Genomic DNA, 15,520 nt, shown 5'->3' with positions numbered 1-15,520 from the left:
CCATCCCAACCTTCCCCCTGAAAGGGGGAAGGAGCCGTTCAGGGGTGGCTCAACTTCATCACCCCTACGCAGGCCGCCCCATCCAACCTTTCCCTACGAGGGGAAAGAAGTTTTTTCTACATGCCTCCTGGCGTTATCGAACTTTTCACCCTGAAGACACCCATGCACACCCTGCCAATCGCCATCGAACAACGCATCTTCAACAAGGGGGGCTACCTGACCGGCTTTGCCCTTGGCGGCTTCTTTGACGGCATCCTGCTGCACCAGATCCTGCAATGGCATCATCTGCTGAGCGGCGTGGACCGGGAACCGTTCACCGATCTGCGCATGCAGATACTGGCTGACGGCCTGTTCCATGCGGGAATGTATGTCATCGCATTGATCGGCATCTGGATGCTGATGCGCGCCCGCGCCTGGCTGGGGCGCAATGGATCGGGCCGCCTGCTGATCGCCAATGCCCTGATCGGTTTCGGCGCGTGGCATGTGGTGGATGCGCTGCTGTCGCACTGGCTTACCGGCATCCATCGCATCCGGATGGATTCGCCGAATCCGCTGTTCTGGGACCTGCTCTGGTTCGCGGTGTTCGGCGTGCTGTTCATCGCAGCCGGGATCCTGTTGCGGCGGCGCACCGGCCTGTCGGAAGGCAAGGGCCGCACCGTCGCGTCGGTCCTCGCGGTGATCACCGCCGCCGGTGCCGCCGCCAGCGCCATGCCGCCGGCCGGCACGGGCATGGTGCCGACCGCTACCGTACTCTTGCGGCCGGGCGCGACACCGGCGCAACTCCTGGCGGCATTGCCGCACAACGATGCGCGCATCGTATGGAACAACGCGCGCGGCGACGTATGGGTATTCGCGCTCGGCGCAAACAGCAATGCACAGGATTTTTACCGCCACGGCGCGATGTTCGTCAGCGGCACCCTGCTGCCGGCCGGATGCGCGAGCTTCCTGTCGACGCGTCGTTCGGGTGACGCGACATGAGACCGTTCTTCAGGCGTCTCGCCGGCATGGGCGGCGCCATCCTCGGACCGGTACTCGCGCCGGTACTGGGCATCGTGGCGCTTGCAGGCGGCGGCCTGGGCGCCATTGCGGCGATGCCGGGCGTTTCGCACAAGGGACCGCTGCCTGTCTGGACAGCGGAGGAACGCGAGCTCGCCGCACGGCTGCGCACGCATGTGACGGCGATCGCAAGCACCGAGCACAACGTCGTCCGCCATCGGGAACTGGAAGAAGCCGCACGCTATATCGACCGCACGCTGAGCGGCTACGGGTTCGCCGTGAAGAGCCAGGAGTTCGAGGCGGACGGCAAGCCGGTGCGCAACCTGGAAGTGTCGATCGCCGGCAAAGGAAGCGAAGCGCAACGGGACATCATCGTGGTCGGCGCGCACTACGACTCCGTCATCGGTGCGCCGGGCGCCAACGACAATGGGTCCGGCACGGCGGCGGTGATCGAACTCGCGCGGTCGCTGAGAGGCGCGGCACTGCCCGATACAAAGGAACTGAAGCTGGTGCTGTTCGTCAACGAAGAGCCGCCCTACTTCAAGAGCGAGCAGATGGGCAGCCATGTGCATGCGCGCGACCTGGCATCGCGCGGGCGCAAGGTGACGGCCATGCTGTCCCTGGAAACGATCGGTTATTACTCGGATGAGAAAGGCAGCCAGCACTATCCGCCGCCGCTGGATGCGCTGTATCCGGATGCGGGCAATTTCATCGGCTTCGTCGGCGATATGGGATCGCGCTCGCTGGTGCACCAGGCCATCGCGGCCTTCCGCAAGCATGCCGCCTTTCCATCGGAAGGCATCGCCGCGCCGTCGGCGATACCCGGCATCGACTGGTCGGACCATTGGGCCTACCGGCAATACGGCTATCCGGCCATCATGATTACCGACACCGCGCCCTACCGCTACCCGCATTACCACACCGCGCAGGACACGCCGGACAAGATCGACTACGAACGCACGGCGCGGGTGGTCAAGGGTATCGAAGCGATCGTGCGGGAGCTTGCGGGAGCGCGATAGGCTGGGACAGTGCGGCACATTGCATGTGGATGCTGATGACGCCGACTGCGGAAATGTCGAAACGTGCATCGCATGTTATCCGGATTCACGAGGCGCCTTTGCCACCGTCAACCGGGATATCGAAGTGCAGCACATCCTCGCGCATGCCCAGTTTCGTGTACAGCGCGATGGCCGGATCGTCGCCGTGGTCGGCCTGCACGAAGACGACATAGGCGCCCCGCGCCGCCGCGATTTCCTTGAGTTCCTGAATCAATGCCGTGGCGATGCCTTCACGCCGGTGCGCCGCCGAGACCGCCAGGTCGTAAATATAGATCTCGCTGCGCTCCTGTTCGAACTTCATCAGCTCGTATGCGGCGATGCCGCCCACGACCTCACTGCCTTTCAGGGCGACAAGTGCAATGAAATAGTCGCTGCCGAGGAGCCGCTGCTGATAGGCGGCACCAGGCCGGCTCTTTCCATACGTGTCCACCTCGTTGAACGCCTCTCCGAAGGCGGTCAGCATGCCATTCATTAAGACAGTGTCATTGCGGGAAAGCCGGCGGATGGTGAAGAGATTGGAAACAGCCATTGACATCTCCTTGATTGCACGGTGATTGCATTGCGGCGTCATTGAAGCAGCTCAGGCGACGGCCCGCCGCGGACGGCGCACCTGTGGCTTTTTATCCGGCTTCCGCTTCGCCGGCGACGGCTTCCTGTCCTGCGTGCCGACCGTCCCGGAAGCATCCATGCCCAGCAGGCGCCGGAACGTCGGGCACTCCATGTGGCTCGGTGCGGGACACACGGCGGCATGCCGCAGGCCGTCACGCACGGCGCTCAAGGTGCGAATCGTCCGGTCAAGTTCGTCTGCCTTGCGGGCGAGCATTTTCCGGTCGATCTGCGGCAGTCCGTCCGGCGCGAACATGCGCGCAATCTCGTCCAGTGAAAAACCGGCCGTACGCCCCAGCGCGATCAATGCCAGTCGTTCCAGCACATCCGGCGAGAACAGGCGGCGCAGGCCCCGCCTGCCGACGGAAACGATCAGGCCCTTCTCTTCGTAGAAACGCAAGGTGGAGGCGGGAACGCCGGATCGCTGCGCCACTTCGGAAATGTCCATCGCAACCTCTTGACTTCAAGTTGACTTGAAGTTGTACGCTACCAGCAGTTCTTCATCAAGGCAAACATCTGGAGGAAATCATGGACTACCTGATAAGCGTATTGATCACCGGGCTAGGCGCGACGGCGGTGATGGATCTGTGGGGCATCGCGCGCAAACCGCTGCTCGGGCTCGCCCCGCCGGACTACGGCCTCGTGGGGCGCTGGCTGGCGCACATGGCGCGCGGACGTTTTCGCCACGCATCCATCGCGGCATCGCCCGCCGTGCCCGGAGAGCGCCTGATCGGCTGGACTGCCCATTATCTGACCGGCATTGTCTTCGCCGCATTGCTGGTCGGCATCTGGGGGCTTGCATGGGTACGGCAGCCGACACTCCACGCCGCCCTGATCGTCGGCATCGGCACGGTGACGGCACCGTTCTTCCTGATGCAGCCGGGAATGGGCGCCGGCATCGCCGCCTCGCGCACACCGCGCCCGGCCGCCGCCCGGCTGCAGAGCCTCATCACCCATACGATATTCGGCGTCGGCCTTTATGCGGCGGGCTGGATCGCACGCCTGCTGCACGTCGCATGAAGGCGCGTCCGATGAACAGCCGTCAATTGATTTTGCACACCCACCCAGGAGAATGACATGCGTATTCCAGCCCGCTTTGCACCGATCGTCTTCAGCGCCCTGCTCTCGGCCATCATGGTGTCCATCGTCTCGGCTTTTGTCCTCATTACATCGCAGGGGATCCATCCAGGACTTCCTGCGCAATGGCTACGAAGTTGCATCGCGACATGGCCGATCGCGTTTCCGACCGTCGCGGTAGTGGCGCCGTGGGTGCGGCGGATTGTCGGGCGGATCACGGCATGACACCGGCATGAGGGCGACGGCGAGGCCGGACCCGATGCCGCGGCATCGGCGGAGTCCGGCAAGTCATCCAGCCGGTGCAACGGCTGCCGTTCTCACGGCACACCCTACGTCGGCGATGATGATGCGCCGCTTTGCCCGGCCTTCGCCGTCACAAACACCGAGAGCATCTGCGGATCATCGGCGGCGACCATTTCGGGTGTCTCGCCATGATTATCCGTCTCATCTAGCGACGCGCCGGCATTGAGAAGCTGCCTTGCCAGGTCGGCATGTCCGTACCTCGTTGCAAAATGGAGCGGAGTCCAGGCATCCATGTCTTTCGCATGCGGGCTGGCGCCCGCCTCGAGCAACATGCGTGCGGCGTCCGCGTGTCCCTCGCTCGCCGCGAAGTGCAGCGGCGTGCATCCTTCATCGTCCTGGCTGTCCACAGGCGCTCCTTTCGCCAGCAGTAGCCCGATCGTGTCCGTGTCATTATTGAACGCCGCCAGATGCAGCGGTGTGAATTCATCGTTTTCCTTGTCGGCCGGATCCGCTCCCGCCGCAAGCAGCAGGCGGACGATGTCGGCATGGCAGCCGTCGGCCGCAAGATGCAGCGGCGTACATCCGCTGTCACCCCGCTCCAAGACGTCGCTCCCGGCCTCCAGCAGCAAACGACAAATCTCCGCATCACCGTTACTGGCGGCAAGATGGAGCGCGGTCCACCCATCCATACCGCGTATGTGGACTTTGCTTCCGCTGTCGATGAGCAGACGCGCGGCCTCCGTGGCGCCGCTGCCCGCTGAGAAATGCAATGCCGTCCATCCGCTGCTGTCCTGTGAATTCACATCGGCGCCCGCTTCGACAAGCAATTGCATGACGGCGACATGACCACCGATCGACGCCTGGTGCAACGCCGTCATGCTGTCACTTTCGAGCGCATGCACATCCGCATTCGCGGCAAGCAACATCCGGACGACTTCCGTATTTCCGTAATTCGCGGCCCAATGCAAGGCGGTGTACCCCAGTTCATCCTGCATATGCACATCGCTGCCCGACTTGAGCAACAGGTCCACCACGTCGGCATGCCCGTTGCCGGCAGCCATCAGGAGCGCCGTCATCCCGTACTTGTCCAGCTCGTCCGCGGGTACACCCGCATCAAGCAGAACATGCACCGTCTCCGGATGGCCGCTATTGGCCGCGGTGTGCAAGGCCGTCATGCCATCGTTTTCTTTGTCCAGTGCATTGCTGCCGGCTTCCAGCAGCAGTCTGACGACGTCCGCATGCCCATTATTGGACGCATAGATCAGGGCCGTCGCCCCCATCTGGTCGCGTTCATGCACGTCGGCTCCCGACGCAAGCAGCAAACTGACGAGATCCTTGTGGCCAAGGTTGGAAGCGATCATGAGCGGCGTGCTGCCATCCGCGGTCTTGCCGTGCACATCGCCGCCAGCCCCGATCAGATGCGACATCACCGCCGGCGCGCCGCAGGCCGCAGCAAAATGTACCGGCGTCCAACTATTTACATCCGCGACACCGACGTTGCCGCCTTGTGCAAGGCACGCGCTTACTCCGGCGGAATCACACTCCACGATTGCATCGATCAACCGGTCATCCACTTCACTCAATTCGCTCATGCTGATTCCTTCTTTCATCGTTTAATGCGCCTTGCCTCTTCAGCAGGCTGCCTCGCCTCTTCAGCAGGCTGCCTTGCCTTCCAGCACGACACATTGCATCGCTTCGTGGGCACCATGCCGAAATATGCCCGCCGGAATCCACGAGCCGACGCCATCAAACAGTAGACACCGGGATTGAGGCAAGTTCACGGCAAAATGGGGTATTCGACGGCGCACGGGTACTGCAGCACTGCGGCGTAAGCACCTCAGGTGAATGAGGGCATGACATGCCGGGCATACTCATCGATGAACCGTTGTTGATCGCGATGCACGTTGTGCAGGTGAAGCCGCTCGAAACCAAGCGCAGCATCCTGCGCCCGCCAGTCCGCATGCTGCGCGATACTGTCCGAGATGCGTATGCTGTTCCCCATATCCTGCCGGCGCAGGCTCGCCGTTGCGCTGTCGAATGCCCGTGGCGAATCAAGATCCGTAAGCGCATTTCTATCCAGGCAGGCCTGCCGCCATTCATGGTGGGCGGCCTGCGCGGCTTCCTCCCGCGTCGATGCGAATGACAGAACCACTTGCAAGTACATCGGCTTGCCGTCGCCACCACCTTCCCGGAAAGCATGGACGATCGCTTTCATGCTGGCCTCGTCCTGGCTGACGGTAACGAGGCCGTCCGCCCATTGTCCTGCCCACCGCGCCGATTCTTCCGTCAAGCAGGCGGCAATGAGCTTGGGAGGTGTTGCAGGCAGCGAATACAATCTCGCGCCCTGGACAGTGACCACACCCTGGTGATCCACGGTTTCGCCGCGCCACAACGCGCGTATTACACCGATGCATTCATTCAGGCGCTGTTGGCGATCCTGCTTCCGGGGCCACGCGGCGCCGGTGATCATTTCGTTCAGCGCCTCGCCGCTGCCGACGGAGAACCAGAATCTTTCCGGATACCTGTCGTCCAGTGTCGCGACAGCCTGCATTAACGGGGTCAGAGTGATGTACTGAAGATGCCAAGAAATTCACCTTCGTGATCAATGAACTCGATCAACTCCCAGTTACTGCGTTGCAGAAGCCCATGTGCCGTGCTGGTGCCGCAGTAGATGCGATCGAAACCCAGCTTGCGTGCTTCCTGCTCAAGCGCGTACAGCAGCAAACGTCCGATACCCTGTCCGCGCAGAGAAGGATGAACGATTCCGGCGGCAGCCCATGGCAGGAGGTGCCGATGGCTTGCAATCGACTCCACCTTCAGCGCCGCGACACCGCAGACCTTGCCGGCATCGAGTGCTACGACGCCGACCGGCAGGCTTCCTTGATTTGCGTACGCATGAAGGTCGTTCTGTGCGGAGCCCGGACCATCCGGGCCATAGTAGGAAGGCCACTCGGCCTCGAACCATTCGCATAGAATGGGAATGGCTTGCGGATGCAGCGCGAGCGGCTCGATTGCAAGAATTCCGGACATAAACAGTGAACTAAGGTCTGTGAAAACGGCAACGCGTGGCGCGAACCTCTACGGGCGGCAAGTCAACCATGTCCGGTTCGCCTTCCTGCAACATAGCCGATGAATGAGGCGACGCCCCACCACAGCATCGCCCACGTTGCAGCAACGATTCCCCATCCGAATACCGATGGCGCAGGCCAGCCACCAGACTCCGACTCCACGAAAACCGACATACCAAAATGGTTCAACGCAGCAAGCGGCACGTAGATTGAACCAGCCACCGCAGGCGCAATCGCATCAGATGGATATGCAACGGCAAGCAGGTGCAGCAGAAGGAAGGAACCCCACATGGCCAGGCGTATCCGCTTGGTCATATGCTTAACCCGGGAAGCAAACAGGCGTCGGCCGATTTGCCAGCGAACCGCCCGGCTTGAAGGCGGCAACCTGGCGTTCGTCGGTCGGTGGGCCGTTCGCAAACGCAAAAGATGCGAACATCGCGAGCGCGAGGAAGCCAGGCAGGGATTCGACAATGGCGATGAGCGCGCGCTTCACGGGCGCTCCTACGATGAAGCGAACCGGCTTGACGCCAACCGGCCGGCGATGAACAACAAGTGATGCGATTTGCTCATTCGCTTCGGCGTACTTCGTCAGCCGGTGATGCAGGTGGCTCCAGCTGGAACTTCACCGGCACCAGGAAGGTTGCGCGCATTGCCGCGCCGTTGGCACGATAGGGTTGAAATTTGGCTTTCGCGACTGCCGCCAATGCCGAATCGTCGAGACGCGAGAATCCGCTTGTTTTATGCAGGCCCACACCTTCGACTTCGCCACTTACGTTCAGCAAGACACGCACCATCACCAACCCTTCTTCCCCCAGCTTCATGGACACCGGCAAATAAACCGGATTCGGGGCTACAACATAATTCGTCGCTTGATTCGGCATCTCCTGTGCTTGGCAGGTAATAGCCGAGAGAAGGAAAAAGATCGCTGAAAAGTATTTCATTGATTTTTTGTGAGTCAGTTTGATCGTTGCTTTAGCGTGGCAGATGATTGGCGGCCTGGCCACCTTCGTTGACCTGGATGTAAGGCATTGCATCACGTCAGAAACTGCAAGACTTTTCTTTTCAGAATGCTCACAAGCTCCTCATCCATATAGCCGTAATTGTCCGGGATTCCCAGGCATACAATTTTCTTTCCATTGATGGATTTTTTAAAACGCTTCTGGAGTTTCTCGCGATGCAGATTTTCCATGACAAAAATCTTATCCGCCCAGTCGATTAATTCAGCGGTTACCGGAATCTCGGCGTCATGGTTAGTCCCTGCCGATAAGGCATCTATCCCGGGTTGCTGAGAAAAGACCTGCTCCGCTGTCGGGCTTCTCAGCTTGTTTTGGCTGCAAACGAACAGTACACGCATAATCGAATGGGAAAACCTTACGTGCTCACCCACGACGCCGGACTGCCGCCGCTCTGGGGCGAGTGATCGCCTTGTTATAAGACCAGTCAATCAACTCCTGAAGGTAGTCGGCCGGGACTGTACCGACATCCACGATGGTGACCCAGTGGAACCTGGCCATGTAACGGGCTGGTTTGATGCCGGCTACGTCGGTCAATTCCAGGAAGCGCTCCGGGGTGGTACGAATACTGAAGCGCCACTTTTCAGGCTCGCTTGTCTTGAAGTAGGCGAACTTTTTACCACCAACATAGTAGACAAGCACGTTGCTGGGCGGCCCGAACAATTTTGACGAGGCGCCGGGGTAACGGCTGCAGTGATCTTTGACGGCGGCAACATCCATTTGACGTTCCTAACGGCTTAACTAATTTATTCATCATTAAATGATTGGCGAAACGGCGACGTGACGTGCAAGAACGTTGCCGTATCCGCAAACGGCACGACCGAGTCGTGAAAGGCATTACGCCGCATCACGCTTTGTCACAACGTTTAGCTCGCTGGGTTCGGTGCTACGTTTCAGACATGCCGGCGAATAACCATGCCTGCCGGACGCATGAATGTCGGTTGGGCAAGATAGTACATCGGCTCCCATGACTTACGCCATCCCGAAGATAGGGGTGCGATGAACATGCAGGCGCTTCCTTGGATACCTGCATTGGCGCTTTGTGTCGAGGATAGCCAGCATCAGGACTGTACGTACCTCGGTTCAAGGCAAGGCGATGCTGGAAGTCGCGCCTGCTGGAATCAGCCAGGCGCATGACTGGCACGGACAGGTCTAGGAAAATTCCTTCCGCAACATGCCCGGCACCTTCGCCGCACTGACCCGATTAACGCGGTCCAGTAGCGCAGGCGCGATGCGCGGCACGCCGTAGGTTTTGCCGAGATGGTCGCCGATGTGCATCAGCAGTTGTGCGCTGACTTCCGCGTCGGCTTCGGCACGGTGGGCGCTGCCCTGGAAGCGGATGCCGAGGGATGAGGACAGTGCGGACAGCTTGTAGCTGTGCATGCCGGGGAAGATCCGCCGCGATAGCTTCAGCGAGCAAATGAGGCGCTCATGCCCGGGCTGCAGGCCGAGTTGCCGGCTTTCCGCCTGCAGGAAGCGTTCGTCGAAGCTGGCGTTGTGCGCCGACAGCGCGTCGTTGCCGATGAAGCGCAGCAATTCCGGCACCACTTTCGAGACGCAGGGCGCAGTGTCGACCATGCGCTGGGTGATGCCGGTGAGCTGGGTGATGAAGGATGGGACCCGCACGCCGCAATTGACCAGCGAGACGAAGCGGTCGACGATTTTGCCGTCGGCGATGCGCAGGGCCGCGACCTCGGTGATGCGGTCGCCCATGACCGGGCTCATGCCGGTGGTTTCAAAGTCGATCATGACGATCGGTTGGTCGAACATGTATTGCTTTCAGGAGTGCCTAAGAAGAGAGCACGGCAGGGAGGGCTCCGCCGGCGACGCGGGCGCCGGAGCAATGTTTTCTGCTCCGGCGCCAGTGCAATCCGCTTGGAACTATTTCTCGACGCCGAGTTCCGTGAGCACTTCTCCGGCCGCGCGGAATGCGTCCACCGCGAGCGGCGCGCCGCAGTAGACGGCGGCGTGCAGCAGCACTTCCTGGATTTCCTTCAGGCTGGCGCCGTTGTTGACCGCGCCGCGCAGGTGGCCTTTCAGTTCCTGCGTGCGGCCGAGCGCGGTGAGCATCGACAGGGTGATCAGGCTGCGGGTTTTGAGGTCGAGGCCGTCGCGGCACCAGACCGTTCCCCATGCGTTGCGGGTGACAAATTCCTGCAGCGGCATGGTGACGTCGGTGGCGGTGCCGAAGGCTTTTGCGACGAATTCCTCGCCCATTACCTGCTTGCGCATCTTCAGGCCGTCTTCGAATTGCTGATCCATGGTGGTGTCCTTGGTCGATGGGTTGGTCAATCACGTTGCCGGCGAGTTGCCGGATTTGCATTCCTCCGGGAAGACCTTGCCGGAAGGAGGAAGCAGCGGTCCGAAAGTATAGCCGCCGCTGGCGAAAGGCGAAAAAAGCCCCCGCGACGGCATGGGCATCCGTGGCGGGGGCAAAGTCCGGAAACCGGACGGAGGAGCGGCGAACTGCCGGAGATTACAGGGCAGGTATCAATACCTTATCGATCACGTGGATGACTCCGTTGCTGGCGCGGACATCGGTTGCGTTAATGCGTGCCCGGGTTGCTGTCGTGTCGGTGATGGTCGGTGGCGTGCCGGCATTGATGGTGATCGGCTGGTTGGCGACGGTCGTCACCGGCGTGCCGAACGGGATCTGGGCGGCGAGCACCTGCGAACCGAGTACGTGATAGGTAAGCACCGTGGTCAGTTGCGGCGTCGTCAGGCCGGTCGGCGCGGCGGCGAAGGCGGCGTTGGTCGGTGCGAAGACAGTGAACGGACCGGCGCCGGACAGTGTGCCCTGCAGGTTCGCGCTGACGACCGCGCTGACCAGTGAGGAGAACTGCGGATTGACCTGGGCCATCTGCACGACATTCAGCACGCCGGGCGGGACGAGAACCTTGTCGACCGCGTGGATGACACCGTTGCTTGCAGCGACGTCCGCCGCCGTCACGGTGGCGGTGGTGAGCGCCGCGTCGGTGATCCTTACGCCGCCCTGGGTTTCCAGGCGGAGCGTGGCCGGTGCGCCCGCGAAGCTGTAGCTGGTGGTCTGGGTCGATTGTGCTGTCGCGCCGAGTTCCGAGGCCGGCTTCCGGGTCGGCAGCACGTGATAGGTAAGGATGTTGCGCAATGCGGCCGGCGGCAGTGCGTTGACCATGGCGGTGGCGTTGCTGAAGCCAAGGCTGGTTGCCAGGCTGTTGAAGGCAGCATCGGTCGGCGCGAACACCGTCAGGCGGGCATTGGCATCCGACAGGGTCCCGCCCAGTTCGGCCTTGGTGGCGGCTGCCAGCAGGGCATTGAAACCACGCTCCTGGGCAACCTTGTCGATGGTGCTGGCGGCTACCGGGGCCGGATCGTCGTCATCGCCGCCGCACGCACTGATCAGCGTCGCGGACAACAACGCAAAAAAATATTTTCCGAACTTCATGTTGGTCTCCTGGAGTGGTAAAGGAAAAGGCGGTACGCCGTTTCAGGTCTGGGTGCGGTAGGGCCGCGTGTTGCCAAGTGTAGGAAGGTAGGATTTCGAACCCTTGATCTGGCGCAAACTATACCACTTTTGTCCAAGACAAATGTTCGTCAAAAGCGAAATTACACCTCGATTTTCGGTGCTTTATTGCTGAACAGGCAAGCAAATCAGCTTTTCAATGCAGGTTATTCTTAAAAGATTGGCTGGCTACGGCATTTTCTGCGGCTCGACACTGCGCTGTGTTTGTTCTAGTCAAATGGCAGTCCCGGCCAGGAACGGCCGGTGGGCGGGCGCTGGATGCGTGGCGATTAATTCCGGCTGGCGGTTTCGGGTAAGCGTGCGCCGGACGCCATGCCGCGCGGCAGGCGCAGGATGAACTTCGCACCGCCGAGCGGGGAGTCGGCGACGGTGATCGTGCCGCCATGCAGCTGAACGGCCTTGCGGGCGATCGCCAGGCCGAGGCCAAAGCCGCCGGTGGCGCGGTCGCGGCTGCGGTCGAGCCGGTAGAAGGGTTCGAAGATGCGTTCGCGGGCGTCTGCCGGGATGCCCGGACCATCGTCTTCGACGATCACCTCGATCCAGTCGCCATCGCCGCCCGGTGCAGAAGATGCCGGGGCTGACGAAGAGGCCGACAGCCGCACTTCGCGGTGCGCATACTTTGCGCCGTTGGCAAGCAGGTTGCCGATGGCGCGGGCGACCAGGCGCCGGTCGCCGGCCATGTCGCCGAGGTCCTCCGGCAGCTCCTGCGCGAAGCGCTTGCCGGCAAACGCGTGTTCAAGACGGGCGGCACTGTCGTGCAGCGTCTCCGCGAGCGAAAACCGCTGTGCCCGGGCGGCCTGCGGCTGGTCCAGCCGCGTCAGCTGCAGCAGCTCATTGACGAGGCCATTGAGTTCGCGCAGGTCGTCTTCCATGAGCCGGATGCGCGCCTCGCGTTCGTCGGGGCCGGCGGCGTCGCGCAGCAGTTCCAGGCTGAATTCGATACGTGCGATGGGGGTTCGCACTTCATGCGATACGGAGTGAAGCAGGTCACGGTGCGCGCCGAGCAGGCTTTCGATGCGTTCCGCCATCTGGTTCATGCGCAGCGACAGCGGATACAGCCCGGACGCCTTTTTCGTCCTGGCGCGCACCGATAGCCGGCCTTCGCCGAACCGGTCCGCTACCTGCGACAGTGAGAGCAATTCCAGCCAGTGCGAGCGTGACCACAGGGCGATCGGGACGAGCACGCACAAGGCGACGACGAGGTAGCGCAGCGCTTCCATCTTGAGTTCCAGGCCAACGTCGATCGGCAGGTTGCGCACGTGCAGCACCTCGTCCTCGCTGCCGACATAGCGTTCGCCAGCAAGGTCGACGCGGCGCAGCAGCGATTTGCCGCCGATGTCGAGCACGATGTTGCCGCGCTCGAGCGCGCCGCGCCGGGCGTCGTCGAGCGCCGGCAGCGCGGTGTCCAGCGGAACGAGTTCGAGGCTGAGGCCGGACACTTCCCGGACCTTGTTCAGCCGCACCAGCCACTCGTCGGGCGGCGCCTGGTCGATGTACTGCTCAAGCAGGAAGATGGGACCGGCGGCCTGCTTGCGGGCGATGTCTTCCAGCGGGTCGCCGAACAGGCGGCTGAGCAGGAAGTAGATGGCAACCGCCGCGACGGCAATCGCCAGCACGATCAGCGGAAAGATCCGGTAGAAGATGCGGTTCATGGATCGGCGTGCGGCAGTCCTGTGCCTCAGTCCCAGGCGGAAGGGCTGAAGAGATACCCCTCGCCCCATACGGTCTTGATTTTTTCGCCGTCGGGATCGTCGAACTTGCGGCGCAGGCGCGATACGCAATTGTCGATGCTGCGGTCGAGGCCGTCGAATTCGATGCCCCGCATTTTCTTGAGGATATCGTTGCGGGACAACACCTGCCCGGCGGATTCGGCCAGCACCAGCAGCAGCTTGTATTCGCTGCTGTTGAGCGAGACCGGCTGGCCGCGCCAGAACACGATGCGGTCTTCCTTCGAGACGCGAAAGGCGCCGAACGCCAGGTCGCCCGCGGCGGGTTTTTCCTGTCCGCGGCGCAGCAATGCGCGCAGGCGGGCGAGCAGGACGCGCGGCTGTACCGGCTTGTTGATGTAATCGTCGGCGCCCTGTTCCAGCCCGGAGACTTCATCGAAGACATCCTCGCGGGCGGTCAGGATCAGGATCGGCACATTGCTGATCTCGCGGATCTGGCGGCACACCAGCATGCCATCCAGGCCGGGAAGCATAAGGTCCAGCACCACCACGTCCGGCTGCGTCTCGCGGGAGCGCGCCAGTGCCGCATCGCCGCGACTCACGATATCGACGGAAAACTCATAGCCGGCAAGGTATTCGGCCACCAGCGACGCAAGCTTGCTGTCGTCTTCGACGAGCATCAATCGATACATAATTTTCTCCTTGGCCCGCATTGTATAAGAGGCCATGCGGAAAATGCAGTTGGGTACAAACCCGTACAAATTCGCGACATCCCGGCGTTGTCCGCACCGGTACAAATTCATGACAACTTCCCCACAGTCCGGGGAAGATTTCGCCGGCGAAGCTCTCTAAGATGTGGGCTATCAAGGAAGCCCGCGTGGTATCTGGGCCTCCTGTTGATTAACCCGGGCACCGTTCCGGCATCAAGCACATCCATCTTCGAGGAAAAAATGATAAGAACCCGAATTCTCCAGGCCATCCTGCTGGCTTCGGCCACCCTGCTCGCCGCCGGCTGCGGCGGAGGCGGCAATGCGCCCGGCGCCACCACGGCCACCAACGGCGCGCCGGTTCCGCCGACGTCCGAATTCGCGGCATCCGGCGATATCGGCATCCCCTTCGACATCCTGTCCGGTCCGCTGTCGATCTCCGCCATCACCGAGCCACGCACCGCCACGGCGCGCAACCTTGACGAGTGGAACCGGTTGTGGGATGCGCATGCGGGGCCGGGCGTCGTGGTCCGGCCGGCGCCCAAGATCGACTTTTCGACGAACATGGTGGCCGCCGTATTCCTCGGCAGCCGCAGCGCCTGCGATTCCATATCGGTCGCCTCGGTGAAGCAGTTGCATGGACCGGCCCGGCTGGAAGTCGCCTACCGGGAATCGGCACCGCCGGCCGGCACGCCGTGCATCGCCAGCATCGCCAATCCGGCGGTGCTGATTACCCTCCCGCAGTCGACCTTGCCGGTTGAATTCGTGAAGGCGCCGGCCCGCCAGCAGGGCGACCTGCTGGTGCGCAGCGGCTGGTGGTTCGGCATGTGCCGGACCAACTGCGAAGGCGCGGTCGAGATCGCGAAGGACGGCGCCCTCTTCCGCGCCGAACATGCCGGCGATTCGGCAACGCCGGAGACCGGCATCTGGGGCAAGGTGTCGGCGAAGGAATGGGAAACCATCAGTGCTTCGTTCGCATCGTTGCCGGACGTGATCGTCGGCTGCCCGGGCTGCGCCGACGAAGGCGTCGAGTGGATCGAGGTCGAGAAGGACGGCAGGAAAAAGCGGCTGGATTTCAATTGCAATACGGCGGTCGACGGCGGTGAACCCTTGCTGGCTACGGTCCGTGCAATCCGCAGCCGCCTTGCGGCCGCCGCAGGTGTGCGCGAAGCCTGCGCCACCGACGCCATTCTGTTCGAACCGCTGGCGCCCACGGTATTCGCCTCGGCCATCGACGAGAAGCGCTTCGTCACCGTCAGGGATGCGGCCGGCTGGCAGGCGCTGTGGAACGAGCACACACGCGGCGCTTCGCAGGCGCCCGCCATCGACTTTTCGAAGACGATGGTACTGGGCGTTTTCCTCGGCCAGGAGTCGAATCCGTGTGGCGGGATGCATATCGCCACCGTGCGGCAAGCCGCGAATCCGGACCGCATCGAAGTCGGCTATCGCGTCATCGATCCGGAACCGAACGTGGTGTGCATCGCCGCCGTCATCAACCAGTACGCATTCGTCACGGTGCCGCAGTCGTCGCTGCCGGTCGATTTCGTCAGGTTGAAATAAGCGGCCCGGGCCAGGTACATGGG

General features: G+C 62.1%; 20 protein-coding genes. 5 read left to right on the top strand and 15 right to left on the bottom strand.

Annotated elements, in window-relative coordinates; all coding sequences use genetic code 11:
* Positions 1–162 precede the first annotated feature (162 nt).
* Positions 163–978, top strand: coding sequence for a DUF2243 domain-containing protein (locus V7080_RS14440; protein ID WP_334189094.1), 816 nt, complete (start codon positions 163–165; stop codon positions 976–978).
* On the top strand, positions 975–2,015 hold the full coding sequence (locus tag V7080_RS14435; protein ID WP_334189093.1) for a M28 family peptidase: 1,041 nt from the start codon (positions 975–977) through the stop codon (positions 2,013–2,015). Before V7080_RS14440 ends, V7080_RS14435 begins: the two co-directional genes overlap by 4 nt.
* 85 nt (positions 2,016–2,100) lie before the next feature.
* On the opposite strand, the gene V7080_RS14430 is transcribed toward V7080_RS14435, so the two are convergent.
* Positions 2,101–2,583 carry an AAC(3)-I family aminoglycoside N-acetyltransferase gene (locus V7080_RS14430; RefSeq protein ID WP_442947232.1) on the bottom strand — a complete coding sequence of 161 codons (483 nt, stop codon included), beginning with the start codon at positions 2,581–2,583 and terminating at the stop codon, positions 2,101–2,103.
* A 51-nt stretch (positions 2,584–2,634) separates the two neighbouring features.
* Positions 2,635–3,108: a helix-turn-helix domain-containing protein gene (locus V7080_RS14425; protein ID WP_334189091.1), complete on the bottom strand. Its 474-nt coding sequence runs from the start codon at positions 3,106–3,108 to the stop codon at positions 2,635–2,637.
* Positions 3,109–3,176: 68 nt separating this feature from the next.
* Between V7080_RS14425 and V7080_RS14420 the strand changes: the two genes are divergently transcribed.
* Both V7080_RS14420 and V7080_RS14415 read left to right on the top strand, forming a co-directional pair.
* The gene (locus V7080_RS14420; RefSeq protein WP_442947233.1) at positions 3,177–3,680 is read left to right on the top strand and encodes a DUF2938 domain-containing protein; all 504 of its coding nucleotides are present in this window, start codon (positions 3,177–3,179) and stop codon (positions 3,678–3,680) included.
* A gap of 57 nt (positions 3,681–3,737) precedes the next feature.
* Positions 3,738–3,962: a DUF2798 domain-containing protein gene (locus V7080_RS14415; protein WP_334189089.1), complete on the top strand. Its 225-nt coding sequence runs from the start codon at positions 3,738–3,740 to the stop codon at positions 3,960–3,962.
* 104 nt (positions 3,963–4,066) lie between these two features.
* On the opposite strand, the gene V7080_RS14410 is transcribed toward V7080_RS14415, so the two are convergent.
* The 13 genes from V7080_RS14410 to V7080_RS14350 form a co-directional block, all read right to left on the bottom strand.
* Positions 4,067–5,572 (bottom strand): ankyrin repeat domain-containing protein, encoded by a 1,506-nt coding sequence (locus V7080_RS14410; RefSeq protein WP_334189088.1) that lies wholly within the window; start codon positions 5,570–5,572, stop codon positions 4,067–4,069.
* Between the two features lie 245 nt (positions 5,573–5,817).
* Entirely contained in the window at positions 5,818–6,531 is a 714-nt protein-coding gene (locus tag V7080_RS14405; protein ID WP_334189087.1) for an LLM class flavin-dependent oxidoreductase, read from the bottom strand.
* An 8-nt stretch (positions 6,532–6,539) separates the two neighbouring features.
* A complete protein-coding gene (locus V7080_RS14400; protein WP_334189086.1) occupies positions 6,540–7,010 on the bottom strand; it encodes a GNAT family N-acetyltransferase in 471 nt (156 codons plus the stop codon).
* Between the two features lie 62 nt (positions 7,011–7,072).
* Positions 7,073–7,363, bottom strand: a complete 291-nt coding sequence (locus V7080_RS14395) for a hypothetical protein (RefSeq protein WP_334189085.1) — start codon at positions 7,361–7,363, stop codon at positions 7,073–7,075.
* Positions 7,364–7,367: 4 nt separating this feature from the next.
* Positions 7,368–7,541, bottom strand: coding sequence for a hypothetical protein (locus V7080_RS14390; protein WP_334189084.1), 174 nt, complete (start codon positions 7,539–7,541; stop codon positions 7,368–7,370).
* Between the two features lie 73 nt (positions 7,542–7,614).
* Entirely contained in the window at positions 7,615–7,989 is a 375-nt protein-coding gene (locus V7080_RS14385; protein ID WP_334189083.1) for an energy transducer TonB, read from the bottom strand.
* 92 nt (positions 7,990–8,081) lie between these two features.
* The gene (locus tag V7080_RS14380; RefSeq protein ID WP_334189082.1) at positions 8,082–8,402 is read right to left on the bottom strand and encodes a low molecular weight protein tyrosine phosphatase family protein; all 321 of its coding nucleotides are present in this window, start codon (positions 8,400–8,402) and stop codon (positions 8,082–8,084) included.
* A 25-nt stretch (positions 8,403–8,427) separates the two neighbouring features.
* Entirely contained in the window at positions 8,428–8,781 is a 354-nt protein-coding gene (locus tag V7080_RS14375) for an MmcQ/YjbR family DNA-binding protein (protein WP_334189081.1), read from the bottom strand.
* Between the two features lie 432 nt (positions 8,782–9,213).
* Positions 9,214–9,831 carry a 3'-5' exonuclease gene (locus V7080_RS14370; RefSeq protein WP_334189080.1) on the bottom strand — a complete coding sequence of 206 codons (618 nt, stop codon included), beginning with the start codon at positions 9,829–9,831 and terminating at the stop codon, positions 9,214–9,216.
* Positions 9,832–9,942: 111 nt separating this feature from the next.
* Positions 9,943–10,323 (bottom strand): carboxymuconolactone decarboxylase family protein, encoded by a 381-nt coding sequence (locus V7080_RS14365; RefSeq protein WP_334189079.1) that lies wholly within the window; start codon positions 10,321–10,323, stop codon positions 9,943–9,945.
* 214 nt (positions 10,324–10,537) lie between these two features.
* Complete coding sequence (locus tag V7080_RS14360) at positions 10,538–11,485, bottom strand: fasciclin domain-containing protein (protein ID WP_334189078.1); 948 nt, start codon at positions 11,483–11,485, stop codon at positions 10,538–10,540.
* 347 nt (positions 11,486–11,832) lie between these two features.
* Positions 11,833–13,215 (bottom strand): ATP-binding protein, encoded by a 1,383-nt coding sequence (locus V7080_RS14355; RefSeq protein WP_334189077.1) that lies wholly within the window; start codon positions 13,213–13,215, stop codon positions 11,833–11,835.
* Positions 13,216–13,241: 26 nt separating this feature from the next.
* Positions 13,242–13,922 carry a response regulator transcription factor gene (locus V7080_RS14350; protein ID WP_334189076.1) on the bottom strand — a complete coding sequence of 227 codons (681 nt, stop codon included), beginning with the start codon at positions 13,920–13,922 and terminating at the stop codon, positions 13,242–13,244.
* A 258-nt stretch (positions 13,923–14,180) separates the two neighbouring features.
* Here V7080_RS14350 and V7080_RS14345 point away from each other — a divergent pair, with 258 nt between their 5' ends.
* Positions 14,181–15,497 (top strand): hypothetical protein, encoded by a 1,317-nt coding sequence (locus V7080_RS14345; protein WP_334189075.1) that lies wholly within the window; start codon positions 14,181–14,183, stop codon positions 15,495–15,497.
* Positions 15,498–15,520: the final 23 nt, after the last annotated feature.

The organism is Noviherbaspirillum sp., from assembly GCF_036846085.1.
In the GTDB taxonomy this organism is placed as follows: Bacteria; Pseudomonadota; Gammaproteobacteria; order Burkholderiales; family Burkholderiaceae_D; genus Noviherbaspirillum.
This window is presented reverse-complemented; position numbering and strand designations above follow the sequence as displayed.

Coding starts and splice junctions, on each gene's coding strand:
- V7080_RS14360 (WP_334189078.1), bottom strand. CDS start 11,485: ATGAAGTTCGGAAAATATTTTTTTGCGTTGTTGTCCGCGACGCTGATC.
- V7080_RS14350 (WP_334189076.1), bottom strand. CDS start 13,922: ATGTATCGATTGATGCTCGTCGAAGACGACAGCAAGCTTGCGTCGCTG.
- V7080_RS14380 (WP_334189082.1), bottom strand. CDS start 8,402: ATGCGTGTACTGTTCGTTTGCAGCCAAAACAAGCTGAGAAGCCCGACA.
- V7080_RS14385 (WP_334189083.1), bottom strand. CDS start 7,989: ATGAAATACTTTTCAGCGATCTTTTTCCTTCTCTCGGCTATTACCTGC.
- V7080_RS14440 (WP_334189094.1), top strand. CDS start 163: ATGCACACCCTGCCAATCGCCATCGAACAACGCATCTTCAACAAGGGG.
- V7080_RS14405 (WP_334189087.1), bottom strand. CDS start 6,531: ATGCAGGCTGTCGCGACACTGGACGACAGGTATCCGGAAAGATTCTGG.
- V7080_RS14365 (WP_334189079.1), bottom strand. CDS start 10,323: ATGGATCAGCAATTCGAAGACGGCCTGAAGATGCGCAAGCAGGTAATG.
- V7080_RS14355 (WP_334189077.1), bottom strand. CDS start 13,215: ATGAACCGCATCTTCTACCGGATCTTTCCGCTGATCGTGCTGGCGATT.
- V7080_RS14425 (WP_334189091.1), bottom strand. CDS start 3,108: ATGGACATTTCCGAAGTGGCGCAGCGATCCGGCGTTCCCGCCTCCACC.
- V7080_RS14415 (WP_334189089.1), top strand. CDS start 3,738: ATGCGTATTCCAGCCCGCTTTGCACCGATCGTCTTCAGCGCCCTGCTC.
- V7080_RS14410 (WP_334189088.1), bottom strand. CDS start 5,572: ATGAGCGAATTGAGTGAAGTGGATGACCGGTTGATCGATGCAATCGTG.
- V7080_RS14400 (WP_334189086.1), bottom strand. CDS start 7,010: ATGTCCGGAATTCTTGCAATCGAGCCGCTCGCGCTGCATCCGCAAGCC.
- V7080_RS14395 (WP_334189085.1), bottom strand. CDS start 7,363: ATGACCAAGCGGATACGCCTGGCCATGTGGGGTTCCTTCCTTCTGCTG.
- V7080_RS14345 (WP_334189075.1), top strand. CDS start 14,181: ATGATAAGAACCCGAATTCTCCAGGCCATCCTGCTGGCTTCGGCCACC.
- V7080_RS14370 (WP_334189080.1), bottom strand. CDS start 9,831: ATGTTCGACCAACCGATCGTCATGATCGACTTTGAAACCACCGGCATG.
- V7080_RS14435 (WP_334189093.1), top strand. CDS start 975: ATGAGACCGTTCTTCAGGCGTCTCGCCGGCATGGGCGGCGCCATCCTC.
- V7080_RS14430 (WP_442947232.1), bottom strand. CDS start 2,583: ATGGCTGTTTCCAATCTCTTCACCATCCGCCGGCTTTCCCGCAATGAC.
- V7080_RS14375 (WP_334189081.1), bottom strand. CDS start 8,781: ATGGATGTTGCCGCCGTCAAAGATCACTGCAGCCGTTACCCCGGCGCC.